Origin of the sequence: Microbacterium sp. W4I20 (genome assembly GCF_030816505.1) — a bacterium.
Lineage (GTDB): Bacteria > Actinomycetota > Actinomycetes > Actinomycetales > Microbacteriaceae > Microbacterium.
On the sequence record NZ_JAUSYB010000001.1, the window covers coordinates 3920354 to 3933443 of the forward strand.

6 protein-coding genes and 1 pseudogene are annotated in these 13090 nt (G+C 68.2%); 2 read left to right on the forward strand and 5 right to left on the reverse strand.

Annotated features, from left to right (window positions below; genetic code table 11):
- Positions 1 to 883: 883 nt before the first annotated feature.
- The 5 genes and pseudogenes from QFZ21_RS19090 to QFZ21_RS19110 form a co-directional block, all read right to left on the reverse strand.
- Complete coding sequence (locus QFZ21_RS19090) at positions 884 to 2512, reverse strand: amidohydrolase (protein WP_307380694.1); 1629 nt, start codon at positions 2510 to 2512, stop codon at positions 884 to 886.
- A complete protein-coding gene (locus QFZ21_RS19095; RefSeq protein WP_307380696.1) occupies positions 2509 to 3756 on the reverse strand; it encodes an MFS transporter in 1248 nt (415 codons plus the stop codon). The genes QFZ21_RS19090 and QFZ21_RS19095 overlap by 4 nt, the downstream gene beginning before the upstream one ends.
- A gap of 51 nt (positions 3757 to 3807) precedes the next feature.
- Positions 3808 to 4845, reverse strand: coding sequence for an agmatine/peptidylarginine deiminase (locus tag QFZ21_RS19100; RefSeq protein WP_307380698.1), 1038 nt, complete (start codon positions 4843 to 4845; stop codon positions 3808 to 3810).
- 49 nt (positions 4846 to 4894) lie between these two features.
- On the reverse strand, positions 4895 to 7774 hold the full coding sequence (locus QFZ21_RS19105) for an aminotransferase (RefSeq protein WP_307380701.1): 2880 nt from the start codon (positions 7772 to 7774) through the stop codon (positions 4895 to 4897).
- A gap of 421 nt (positions 7775 to 8195) precedes the next feature.
- Positions 8196 to 9869 (reverse strand): annotated as a pseudogene (locus QFZ21_RS19110) (amidase); the annotation flags it as partial.
- A 160-nt stretch (positions 9870 to 10029) separates the two neighbouring features.
- Between QFZ21_RS19110 and QFZ21_RS19115 the strand changes: the two are divergent.
- Both QFZ21_RS19115 and QFZ21_RS19120 read left to right on the forward strand, forming a co-directional pair.
- A complete protein-coding gene (locus tag QFZ21_RS19115; protein ID WP_307380703.1) occupies positions 10030 to 10647 on the forward strand; it encodes a TetR/AcrR family transcriptional regulator in 618 nt (205 codons plus the stop codon).
- 154 nt (positions 10648 to 10801) lie between these two features.
- Complete coding sequence (locus QFZ21_RS19120; RefSeq protein ID WP_307380704.1) at positions 10802 to 13066, forward strand: cytosine permease; 2265 nt, start codon at positions 10802 to 10804, stop codon at positions 13064 to 13066.
- The last annotated feature ends 24 nt before the right edge of the window (positions 13067 to 13090 follow it).

Genomic DNA, 13090 nt, shown 5'->3' on the forward strand with positions numbered 1-13090 from the left:
CTCGGGGCTCTTCCGGACGTCTTCGCAGTACCCTTCGCCTTCGGTCTCTGGGTCAGCGCGGCCGCGATCTTCGTCGCGGCCGCGCTGGCGACGAGGTCCGCGCAAAGGCGTGGGAGCAAGCGGCCTCACTTGCGCGCATCGCGGCCGCGAAGTATCGCGCCTTCAAGATCGCGCTCATCACTTTCTGTGTCTACCTTGCAGCCCTGCTCGCCATGGTCGTCATCCAGATCGTCGCGGCAGCGCTCACGTGACATTGCGTCTGGCGGCAATCACAGCGAAGCACCAAGTGCATCATCGCGGATCCTCGCGCACCAGGCGTCATACGGTGCTCCGTTGCACTCCGTCAGACAGTCTGCCGTCCTCATTCACGCAACTGTCGTATCCACCTTTCGAGGCTGCGTCTCGATCCTCCTGCGCCTGGTGCCGAGTCAGAGAGCGAGTGGCGGTCTTGCTCTCTGCGCTGCGGACTAGTGCGGTGTCTCCGACGAAGATCCGCGACACGTGGGGATAGCGGTGGATCCGTTGGGCATGGCAGTCATCCGCGAGCTCGGCCGGGGGAATCGTGCCTGAAGCGGTGATTGTGCTGACTGCTGCGATTCGGCTGAGTTCGTTCGGGTCGTGCTTGGCAGTGAATTGGCAGACGAGCCATCGATGAGGCCCGAGTGACTGAATATCTTCCGCCTCTGACCGGTCCGCCTTCCACCGGAGGCACCGCTGGGATCCTGTGGTGCGATGCAAGATACTTTTGGTTCGATCGTTGCGAGTTGGCGAGGCTTTGCCCTGTCGAGGTCGCTGGCACGGTCCGCTCAGCTGAAGGGCTTTGTATTGAGCCGCGAGCCTGGCCTGCGTGCCAAACGCCGCCGGCTGTCCGACGACTCAGCGGTCACGCCCCGCGTCGGTAGACGATCCGGCCCCCGACCATCGTGAACGCGACGGCGTTCGTGCGGAACCCGTCGTCGTCGAGGGGACGTCTGTCGAGCGCGACGAGATCGGCGAGGTAGCCCGGCTCCAGGCGTCCGATTCGATCATCGGCGGCGAAGGACGCCGCCGAGTCCACTGTCGCGTGTCGTAGAGCCGCATCGGGGGAGACGACGGAATGCAGGGTGTGGGCGGGCAGTGAGGGGTCGAGCACGGAGCGCCGGGTCGTCGCGATGTAGAGATTGTCGAGCGCTTCGTGCGGAGCGGTGGGGGCGTCGGTGCCGAAGGCCATCAGGGCCCCCGCGTCCGTGAAGCTCCGCCAAGGGTACCCGCCTTCGACGCGGTCGTCGCCGAGCTGCGCACGCCAGTTCGGCTGAATCGCCGGATCGGCGTGCACGGGTTGCACCGATGCGGTGATCCCGAGGGCTGCCATCCGCACGGGCGTACCCTCGGACACCACCTCGAGGTGCTCGAGCCGCGGGCGCCGGTCCCACGCCGGATTCATCGCGATGACGGACTCCAGCACGTCGAGCGCGACATCGCTCGCATGATCGCCGATCGCGTGCATGGCGATCCGCAGGCCCGCGGCGTCCGCCGCGAGTGAGACACGCTCGAGGCGCGTGGGATCCCACATCAGGTCCCCGTTGCTGCCGTCGGCGTACGGGTAGGTCATCGCCGCGGTGCAGGCGTCTATGACGCCGTCGAGGACGAGCTTGATGCCGATCATCGCGAGCCACTCCGACGCGTGGTCACTGACCTCGGCCGCCCGGCGCACCTGCGCGAGGTTCTGCTCGTCGTCGCCGAAGTCCGCGACAAGCCAATGAGCCGACACGCGCACGGGCAGGGTTCCGCCGCGCTCGGCCTGCGCTGCCTTGAGCGCACGCCACCCGGCTTCATCCATCCCCATGTCGACGACCGAGGTCACCCCCGCGGCGGCGAACGCGTCGAGAGCGCGGAGTACAGATGCGACGCGGTCGTCGTCGCCGGTGTTGGCGGCGAGATGCGCCCATCCGATCTCGTGGGCAGCTCGCTCGTACAGCATCCCCGCCGGCTCGCCTGACGGAAGACGCGAGAGGCGCCCCGCGGCCGGGTCAGGCGTCGTGGCATCGATGCCCAGCGCGCGGATCGCGGCGGTGTTGACCCAGACCGAGTGCATGTCGTTGGAGTCGAGGTACACCGGGATGTCGTCCACCACCTCGTCGATCATGGCTGCCGTCGGCTCCCCGTCGATCGCATCGAAGAGCCAGCCCCGACCCCGCAGGATCGTGGCGTCGGCTCCGAGACGCTCGCGCTCCGCCCGAAGCCGGGCTTGGATCTCGCCGAGATCCGCTGCGTCTGTCAGGGCGACGTTCGCCAGGCTCTGACCGGTCCAGACGAGATGCACGTGGGAGTCGACGAATCCCGGAAGCAGCACCGTGTCGTGCGCGTCGATGACGGTGTCGGATGCGCTGGGCGTAACGTTCCCGCGGAGCGCGGTGATCCGTGCGTTCTCGACGACGATGTCCGTCGGCGATGCGCTGGCCGAGAAGTCGGCCTGGTCGCTGCGAGCCGGATCGAGGATCCGACCTCGGGCGATGATGGTCTGGCCGCTCATCGGGCCGCCTCCTCGTTCAGGATGGACGAATGCTCGAGTGCGCTCACCCGGCTCTCGACGCGTGTGGAGATCCTCGCGACGATCACCATCGGAATCACCAGAAGCCAGCTGACGACCGCGATGACCCAGCCGAATCCCGGGTAGCCGAACGTCTCGGACAGCCACCCGCCGAACACCGGAGAGAAGCTCGAGCCGAACAGGTACACGCCGATAGCCGGACCCGAGAAGCGTCCGTTCGCGTCGAGCGCGGCGGCGGTGGCGATGAACAGCAGGAACACCGCGATGTACGCGGTGTTCCAGGCGATCAGCGCGATCGTGTAGACGGTCGGATCGGTGGTGAGAGCGGCGACGAGCTTCAGAGCGCCTCCGGCGACCAGCAGGACAGCCAGCGGAACCGCGCGACCGAGCTTCTCGCCGATGAAGGTCAGCGCGATCGTCGCGACCAGTCCGCCCGCGCTCGAGGCGCTCAGCACCAGACCGAGTCCGGCGTCGGACAATGCGGACTGTTCCGCGCCCATGATCCCCGCCAGAGCCCAGACGGAGTCCTCGCTGATCGCCCAGAGTGCGTACATGACGAGCAGCGCGATGCCGGCGACCGTCACCTTTCTATCGGTACGAGCGTCCGCAGGCTTCGCGCGGCGTGCGGCCCGCGCAGCGGCATCTGCTTCGTGATCACGGATCGGCGCCTTCGGCAGCCACGACGCTGCGAACAGGAGTGCGACAGACGCGCCCGCCACGATGCCGAAGACGCTTCCCGTCGTGATCCCGATCAGCGGCACGACCGCGAGCACGACCGTCACGACCGCGCGGTTCACGAGACCGTTCGCGGCCGACATGCGGTTCGGGTTGCGCAGAGCGGCGAGCGCGGCGCCACTGGCGGAGAGGGCGCCGCCAGCACCTGCTCCGCCCAGGATCACGGCGAGGACGGTGACGAGGTCGCTCACGTTGAACGCGGCCACGGCGAACATCACGGCCGACAGCGCCAGCCCGGCACGCGCGACCGCGATGCGGCGGGACCCTTCTGCGAGGCGGGTCGTCGCCACGCATGCCACTGCGGTGGCGAGCAGGCATCCGGTCATCACCGCGCCCGCCTCCGTGACACCGAGCCCCACGGACTGCTCGAGCGCGATGACCATGAACGGAAGCAGATTGGCGGTGAGCAGTCCCAGGACGGACAGCCCGAAGGTTGAGATCGCTCGCCTGCTGTTCAGCGGCAGACGTGCGTCGTGGTCGGTCGGAGCCATGATGACCTCATTCCCCGGCATCGTCGCCGGCGTGATAGGTGAGAGGGATGCTCAGCCCGCGGCGGGTAGAGCGGGCTGCTGCTGGGTGATGCAGTGGATGCCGCCGCCACGGTCGAAGAGCGGGCGGGCGTCGACCGTGGTGACGGTGCGACCGGGGTAAGACTCGCTCAGGATGGCGCGGGCGCGGGCATCGGCCACCTCGTCACCGAAGCCGCACGCGATCACGCCGCCGTTCACGACCAGGTGGTTCACGTAGCTCCAGTCGACGAACCCGTGATCGTCGCGGAGCGTCGACGGCGCCGGCAGCGCGGTGATCTCGACCGCGCGTCCGAGCGCCGCGAACTGAGACTCCAGCTCGCCGCGCAGGGCCTTCATCACCTGCGCGTCCGGATGCCCGGCGTCAAGCTGGTCGTGCAGCAGAACACGGTCCGGCGCGGTGAACGTGGCCACGATGTCGACGTGTCCGTTCGTGCCGAGGTCGTCGTAGTCGCGCGTCAGCCCCTGCGAGAGCCAGATCGCCTGATCGGCACCGATCGTGCGAGCCATCTCGGCCTCGACGCGTGCGCGGTCGGCCAGCGGGTTGCGGCGAGGGTCGAGCTGCACCGTCTCTGTCAGGAGGACGGTTCCGGCCCCGTCGACGTGCAGCCCTCCGCCCTCCGCCACCAGGAGGGAGGAGATGACCTCGGCGCCGATCGCCTCACCGACGATGCGGGCGACCTGGGCGGACTTCTGCCACTCGGCCCATGCCGGGGCTCCCCAGCCGTTGAAGATCCAGTCGACGGCCCCGAGCGCTCCGGGCCGGTCGTCGTCGAGGACGAAGGTCGGGCCCATGTCGCGCATCCAGAACTCGTCGACAGGCGCCTCGAGGATCTCGATCGAGGAATCGAGCATTCGCCGGGCGCGCGCGATTTCGGTCGGGTCGACCACCATCGTCACGGGCTCGAACTCGATGACGGCGTGGGCGACCGCCGTCCACGCCGCGTACCCCTCCTCACGCGCCGCGGCGGTGTCGCCGAGCGTGAAACCCTCTCGGGGGAAGGCCATCCAGGTTCGGGTGTGTTCTGCGGTCTCTGCCGGCATACGCCACATCGTGGCTCCTATCTCGGGTGGTGTGAACGAGTGCGAAGCGGAGCGGACATCACCAGCCGGTCGCGAGCACGTGTGCGACGGCGTCGGCGAAGTAGTCGACCGACGCGCGGGTGACGCACAACGGCGGCTTGATCTTAAAGACGTTGAGATGGTCGCCGGTCGGTTGCATGATCACGCCCCGCTCACGCAGACGGTCGCAGATCGCGGCCGTGTCGCGGGTCGCCGGCTCCAGGGTCTCCCGGTCGAGGACGAATTCGAGTCCCAGGTAGAGACCCGACCCATGGACGGCGCCGATGATCGGATGGTCCTCGGCGAGCGCCTCCAGGCGCGACCGCAAGTGAGCGCCGACTTGTCGCGCGTTCTCCTGCAGACCCTCGTCACGGATGATGTCGAGCACCGTCAGGCCGACCACGGATGACAACGGAGAGCCGCCGGTCGAGGAGAAGAAGTACCCCTGCGTGCGGTAGCGATCGGCGATCTCACGGCGGGTGATGACCGCGCCGAGGGGCTGACCGGCGCCGATCGACTTGGCGACCGCGACGATGTCGGGCACGGCGTCCTGCTGCTGGAAGCCCCAGAACCATTCTCCGAGTCGGCCGAACCCGACCTGCACCTCGTCGGCGATGGCGATTCCGCCGTGTCGACGGACCGCCGCGTACACCTCGCGCAGATAGCCGTCCGGAAGAGCGACGCCTCCGGCGTTGCCGAAGTACGACTCGCAGATGAAGCCGGCGGGAGGCGTCCCCGCGTCGGCGAGCGCATCGATGACCTGCGCCGCGTCGGGGGCGTACTTCACCGCGTCGGCACCCCGGTGCGTCCCGCGATAGGGATTCGCCGCCGCGACGGTGTGCACCCATTCCGGCCGCGAGTCGACGGCGGACGGGTTGTCGGCCACCGACGTGGAAACCGCATCGCTGGCGAAGGTCCACCCGTGGTACGCCTCACGCATGGCGACCATGTCCGGTCGGCCGGTCGAGGCCTGCGCGAGCCGGATGGCGAGGTCGACCGCTTCGGAGCCGGAGTTCACGAAGAACACAGTGTCGAGCTCGTCCGGCAGTGTCGCTGCGATCCGCTGAGCGTAGTCGGTGATCGCCCGGTAGTGGAATCGGGAGTTCGTGTTGAGCAGACGTAGCTGCCGGTGCGCCGCCTCGGCGATGCGGGGGTGCGCGTGACCGACCGACGCGATGTTGTTGACCATGTCGAGGTATACGCGGCCGTCGACGTCGATGAGGTACTCCCGCCACCCGCGCTCGATCTCAGGTGGACGTGCGTAGTAGTGCTCCTGAACCTCCGCCAGCACGGCCTCACGGCGGCCGAGAACCTGATCGCTGTCTTCGCCGCCTGCGGGCGTGGGGGCGAACCCGAACGCAGGGGCGGGGTCACCGAGAACCGATCTCCATCCGGCCGCCATGTCGGCGGTGACGCGCTCGGCCGCCTCCGCGACCGTGTCCCGATGCCGCTGTACGAACAGGCGCGTGCGCGCGGGAAGGACGGCGCCGTTCCACGAGGCGGGCAGTCCCGAGATCGTGAGCGTCTCGCCGCCGTGCGACACGGCGCTCATGCCCGGTCGGATGGGCGTGTGGTCGAGTCCGGCGATCGGCGTCGGCTGCGCGAGCCAGAGTGTGAGACCGGTGGGGATCGTCGCCGGTACCTCCGGGGTGCGCGTGGGTGCCCCGGTGAGCACGGCCTGCCACGCCGGGAGGAACACGGCGTCGGACCCGTCGTCCAGCGACGCCAACGCCGCGTCGTCGAGTGCGCCCTGTTTGGACCACCCCCCCTCGTCGTTCAGGGGCGAGGTAGTGCCGGCGTCGAGCGCGGTCACCCGATCGAACACGGCGAGCGGAGCGCCGGTCCAGGTCTCGTCTAGAGAACCCCGGTGGCCCAGCGAATCGAGGATCACCTCGTTCATGACGCGGGCGGGAACGGACGCCGCGACCTTCAGGATGAGCATCTCGCGCTCCAGCGCGTCGCCCGCGTAGGAGTTCGCGTCGTCCAGGCGCACCTGCTGACGGCCGCTCAATGCGAGCACGGCACCGCGCAGCACCACGAGAGGCCACAATGCGGTGAGTTCGTTCTCGTCGAGCGGGCGACGCTCGTGGAACGCCCAGATCGCCGGAAGAGTCGTCGCGAGCGTCGCGCCGTCGTGGTGCAGCAGCGACGACACCGTCGTCGCGATCTCACCCACCCGCCAGGAGCGTGCCACGTCGCCGAAGTCGATCACGGCGTCGGGAAGCGGATCGTCGTCGCGGTGCAGCACGTTGTCGTCGGTGATGTCGAAGTGCCCGGCCTGGGTCGGCAGCGACTCCGCGACCGGCCGGAGCGTGCGCAGCGCGTCATCGGCGGCGGCGCGGACGAACTCGCGCACGGCTGCATCCGGCTCGAGAGGAAGAAGCGTGTCGATCACCCGGCCGGCGTGCCGGAGGTCCCACTGCAGGACCCGGCCGCTCGCGGCATGGTCGAAGTCGGCCAGGGCGAGGCTGACCCGCGCCGACAGCTCGCCCATGCGTCGGACGACTGCGGGGGAAAGGTAGCGAGACCCCATCAGGGTGCGGCCGGACAGGTTCTCGATCACCCGTGCGTGGATGCGTCCCTGCGATGTGTTCCACCATGACGACAGGGGGCCGTGAGGGCCGATCACCACGCGAGGCACGCGGAGCTCAGGCTCACGGTCGCCGACGGTCGCGGCCGCGGCGTCCTGCATGTCGATCTCCGGCTCGCTGAAGACCGGGTTGCTGAGCTTCAGTACGCCGAGAGGCTCGGATGAGCCGCGCGGGAAGACCCGGAAGTTCTGATCCTGCTGGCTGCCGAGCGATCGCAGATCCACGTCGACGCCGAAGGCCTCGGCGAAGAGCCGTCGGACCTCGGCGTCGTCGAGGGCCGGCGAGGGCAGTTCGACGTGCGCGAAGTAGTCGAAGAACTCGTGCGACATGGTTTCTCTTCTCGGTTCTGGATGACGGTCGGGTCCAGGTGCCCGCGACGTCCGGCGATGTCAGGGATCAGAACGGGGCGGCGGTGGTCGTGGCCGCGTCGCCGGCCGCCGCGCCGTCGGCGTCGCGGACGACGACGACGACGAGAGGGCCGTATGCCGGCCGCCACTCGCTGTGGCGCGCGTCGTAGGCGTCTGCAGGGACGACCAGTTCACCGGTGATGCGCGCGCCGGTCGTCGCCGTCGGCACGGGGATGCCGTCAACTGAGGCGGCGCAGTCGTCGAGGTTCCCGACGGTGACGGTCGCGGTGAATCGGACGAGGCAGTCACTGCCCGGGATCGCGTCGACGGTCACGGTGTCGATCTGCACCGTGATCGAGCCGGCAGCCGTCGGGACCGCGGTCCGGAACAGGGCCTCGGTGTCCAGCGCCGGTGTGCGCACGGGGGCCTCTCGGCGCACGCGCAGCGTCTCGACCGCCGAGGCCATCTGCAGCAGTCGCACGTCATCATGACCGCGCCCGGCGATTGTCGCCCCCACCGGCATCCGAGTGTCGGACATGATGCCCATGGGCACCGTGAAGGTCGGGATCCCCAGATGGCGCGGCACCAGATTGCCGTTCGACACCCAGACACCGTTACGCCAGGCGATGTCCGCGGAACGCGGATTCACATCGGCATCGGCGGGGCCGACATCGGCCGCAGTGGGGAAGATCACCGCGTCGAGGTTCTCGGCATCCATCCACTCCTCGAGGTCCACACGGCGGGCGTGCTCCAGGCCGCGCAGCCCGGCCTCCAGGCCCGGGATCCGCGTCCAGTCGGGCTCGCGCTCCGCGGCCACCGCCACATAGTCGCCGATGTCGTAGGCGATGTCGAAGGGAAGGATGCCGTAGCGGTCCTGCAGGGCTCCGCGCGGGTGGGGGAAGATCTGAGAGGCCTGTGCATCAGCGAGCCGCTCCAGAGCGGGATCGCCGTTCTGGCGTAGGAAGGTGTCCATCGCCCAGATCGCGAGCGCGCCGACCTCGTCCTGCAGGAACTGGGCGGTGACGAACCCGCGCTCGACGAGGTCGCGGTCCTGTGCGTGCAGCTTCTCGTAATTGTCGACCGCGGGAAACGACGTCTCTACGACCTCGGCGCCGGCGGACTCCAGATCCGTCCGCAGCTGGTCCCACAACGCCATCACGCTCTCGCGTGTCTCGATCGGGTACGCGGAGGCGGAGTCTCCGTTGATGTAGATCCGGGGAACGGCGAAGCGCAGACCTGAGAGAGGGAGTTCCTCGAGCTCGGCGAAGGACTCAGGGCGCAGCTCGGAGGGCTGCGGCAGGGGGATCCACGGCTGCGTTCGCCACAGGTCACCGTGCGTGTCGGCGTCATCGGCGACTACCGCGTCGAGCACGATCTTCAAGTCGGCCACCGTGCGCGTGTGCGGCACGACGACGTCCATTGTGGGCACCAGCGGCCAATTTCCGCGCACCGAGATGACGCCGCGAGACGGGGTGTAGGCGACGAGGGAGTTGTTCGACGCGGGCGCGCGTCCGGATGACCACGTCTCTTCGCCGAGACCGAACGCCGCGAGGCTGGCCGCTGTCGCCGTGCCGGAGCCGTTGGACGAGCCAGATCCGAACGCCGAGGTCAAGTAGTCGGCGTTGTAGGGGGACTCCGCCCGGCCGTAGACCCCGCGCTGCATTCCACCGGCCGCCATCGGAGGCATGTTGGTGAGGCCGAGGAACACCGCGCCGGCCGTCCGCAGGCGGGCGACGGCGAAGGCGTCTTCAGATGCGACGAGGTCGGCGAAGGCGGGGGATCCGGAGGCGACCGTCAGCCCCGTCACGGCGTAGCTGTCCTTCGCCGTGAAGGGGATTCCGTCGAGCACTCCGCGGGATTCGCCGCGGGCGCGCCGGATGTCGGACTCCCGCGCCTCGGTGAACACAGCGGGGTTCAGGACCGGCACGGAGTTCAGGCGGATGCCGGAGCGATCGTAGAAGGCGATGCGGTTGAGATAGCGGGCGACGAGCTCGACGCTCGATACAATCCCTGCCTCCATCGCGGCATGCAGCTGCTCGATGTCGGCTTCGACGACAGTGAATGTCGAGTGATCCATGATTCTCATCTCCGATGACGCTGCGAGCGCTTCGTGCACCGCCGCACGGGCGTCGCGAGATAAAACATACAGCGTTTGTTTCTTGAGCGCCAGATGTTTCGACGGCGTAGGCTGACGATGGCCAAAGGAGACTCTCATCGCACGACCGTCGAAGCCCCTGTTGAATCGCGACCTCATCGCGCGCACCGCCCTCGAGCTCATCGATCGCGAGGGAGTGGAAGGCGCGAGCATCCGTCGCGTGGCCGCGAAACTGGGCGTGAACCCCGCGTCGCTCTACAACCACGTGCCCGATCGTGCCGCCATGGTCGAAGACGTGCGTGCGCTCGTGTCCGCGCTGATCGACTCCCGCCCGCTGCGTGAGCAGCCGTGGGAGCAGGGGCTCTGGGCCTGGGCGACCTCATATCGACGCGCCTTCGCGCATCACTCGGGCACGATCCCTCTGCTCATGACGACGAAGGCGTCGGCGCCGGTCCTCCTGGCGGAATACGAGGACTTCGCGGTCGCCGCCGAAGGGGTCGGCTGGGGCAGTGAGGACGTCCTCCCGCTGCTTACGGCCTTCGAGTCGTTCATCCTCGGCAGCGTCCTCGACATGTCGGGACCGCCGGTGGTGTTCGACCCGACGGGGCAGGAGACGGAGTTCCCGCGATTCGCCGCGGCCTTCGCCACTCTCGAGCACGAGGACCCGGACGATCCCGTCGCGACGCGCGCCTTCGAGATGGGTCTGCGCATGCTGATCGCCTCGGCTCGGCCCGGCGCTCTCCCGGCAGCGGGAGCGTAGCGAGCGGGCCACCTCGCATTCCCGCAGGCTCATCTGCAGCCATATCCGGCATGACATTCACCTGTTTGATTTACAAAAACAAACGCCGTTGGTATGTTTTCTCCGCCGGTCGACCGATCCGGCGTGGATGCACGCGAATCTGAACGGGGTCCCCATGGCGACGAGGCGAAGTGCGACCGAAAGCGGCCGCACGCGAGACGACCACAGGGGGCAGATCGAGCGCCGTGGTGTCGAGTACATCCCCGAAGGAGAACGCGACTCGCATCCGCGGAACCTCGCGTTCGTCTTCATCGGGGCGAACCTCACCTTCGGGACGATCCTCTACGGCTGGCTGCCGTTCGTCTTCGGTATGGGGCTATGGAGCAACATCAGCTCGCTGCTGGTAGGCAAGGTGCTGGGCACCCTCGTCGTCGTCGCACTCGGCCTCATCGGGCCCCGGACGGGCACGAACCTGACCGTCTCGAGCGGCGCGTTCTTCGGCATCCGCGGTCGCTTCATCGGATCGGCGCTGACGTTGGCCATCGCACTCATGTTCGCGGCACTCACCGTCTGGACCAGCGGTGACGCGATCGTCTCAGCGTTCAGTCGGCTCCTCGGCACCACTGCCGGCGACGGAGCCTATGCGGTCGGATACGGGATCATCGCGGTCCTCATCGTTCTCGCGGCGCTGTACGGTCACGCCACGATCGTGGCTCTCGAGAAGGGCATCGTCCTGGTCGGCATGGTCGCGCTGCTGCTGGGCGTCTTCGCGTTCGCGGGCGACTTCGATCCGAGCGCTGCGGTCGACGGCGGCTACCTGCTCGGGTCGTACTGGCCGACCTGGATCTTCTGCGTCATCCTCTCCGCGGCCGGCCCGGTCTCCTACGCGCCGAACATCGGCGACTACACCCGGCGAATCTCGCCGGCGCGGCACAGCGATCGCTCGGTCGCGCTCTGGCTGTCGTTCGGCCTCATCGTCGGGACCTTCGTCCCCTCCCTGTTCGGAGTGTTCACGGGGGCCGCCTTCGCCGACATCACCGCGGGATCGTACGTGACGAATCTCGTCGAGGCGGCACCGATCTGGTACGTCTTCGTCATCCTGCTTATCGGACTCCTCGGCGGGCTCGGGCAGGGGACGCTCTGCGTGTACTCGAGCGGGCTGGATCTCGAGGGCGTCCTCCCGCGCCTGAACAGGGTCCAGACGACTCTGCTCACCGCGGGGTTGGCCATCGTCCTGCTCTACGTCGGGACCTTCGTCTTCGACGCCGTCGATTCCATCACCGCCGCCACTCTGCTCCTGAACGCACTTATGGCGCCCTGGGTGGTCATCCTCGCCATCGGCGCCCTTCGGGCTCGCTCTCGTGGCTACGATCCCGACGACCTGCAGGCGTTCGCCGACGGACGTCGAGGCGGTCGGTACTGGTTCACCGGCGGCTGGAACGTGCCCGCTGCGGCCGCCTGGGCCGTGGGCTCCGTGCTGGGAGTGCTCACCGTCAACGGTGCCCCGCTGTACGTGGGGGCCGTTCGCCAACATCGCGGAGGGCATCGACGTCAGCATGCTCGTGCCTATGGCGGTGACGGCCGCGATCTATCTGATCGCCCTGCGTGCGTGGCCGCAGCACACCGAATCCGTCGGCACACGAACGACGCGATCCGATCGCGTGGAAGGGGAACGGCGATGAAGGTCCACGCATTTCTGAACGGCGGCGACTACGCCGATCTCGCGATCAACGATCCGCTCGACGAGAACGTCGGGACGAAGCAGTACAGCCCGTACTTCTTCTATCTGGTGGAGCACCCGCAGGGGCGGGTGCTGTTCGACACGGGCCTGCATCCCGATCTGGCACAGCGCTGGGGGGCCTCCGCGGCGGAGGCGTTCCCGATCGAGATGTACGAGGGGGGTGATCTCGTCGGGCAGCTGCAGAAGCTGGGCCTGCGGCCGGAGGACATCGACGCGGTGGTGCCCTCACATCTCCACTTCGACCACGCCGGAGGCCTGGAGTTCGTCGCCCATGCACCAGTGTACGTGCAGGCGACCGAGCTCGACTTCGCGCGGAATCCGCCGGCGTACCAGGCCGATCTCTACATGCCGCAGGACTTCGAGCATGATCTCGACTGGCGTCTGTTGGAAGGCGATCACGACCTGTTCGGAGACGGTCGTGTGCGGATCATCTCCACGCCGGGCCACACACGCGGCCACCAGTCGCTTCTCGTCACCTTCGAGGAACGAGCCCCTCTCGTGCTCCTCGGCGATGCCGCCTACAACCTCGGCAAGATGCGTGAGAGGCGGCTGCCGGCGATCGTCTGGAGCCCAGACGCCATGGTGGCGAGCTGGGAGCGGGTCGAAGCCCTCGAGCGCGAGGTCGGAGCCGAGCTGATCTGCACGCATGAGAGCGACTTCGCAGCCGTGCCGATCGCTCCCGACGGCTACTGGAGCTGATACCCGCAGCCGTAGGATCCTCGT

What these genes read in the sequence shown, in the direction of transcription:
- QFZ21_RS19090 (WP_307380694.1), bottom strand. Translation starts at nt 2,512, where the DNA reads ATGAGCGGCCAGACCATCATCGCCCGAGGTCGGATCCTCGATCCGGCT.
- QFZ21_RS19095 (WP_307380696.1), bottom strand. Translation starts at nt 3,756, where the DNA reads ATGGCTCCGACCGACCACGACGCACGTCTGCCGCTGAACAGCAGGCGA.
- QFZ21_RS19100 (WP_307380698.1), bottom strand. Translation starts at nt 4,845, where the DNA reads ATGTGGCGTATGCCGGCAGAGACCGCAGAACACACCCGAACCTGGATG.
- QFZ21_RS19105 (WP_307380701.1), bottom strand. Translation starts at nt 7,774, where the DNA reads ATGTCGCACGAGTTCTTCGACTACTTCGCGCACGTCGAACTGCCCTCG.
- QFZ21_RS19120 (WP_307380704.1), top strand. Translation starts at nt 10,802, where the DNA reads ATGGCGACGAGGCGAAGTGCGACCGAAAGCGGCCGCACGCGAGACGAC.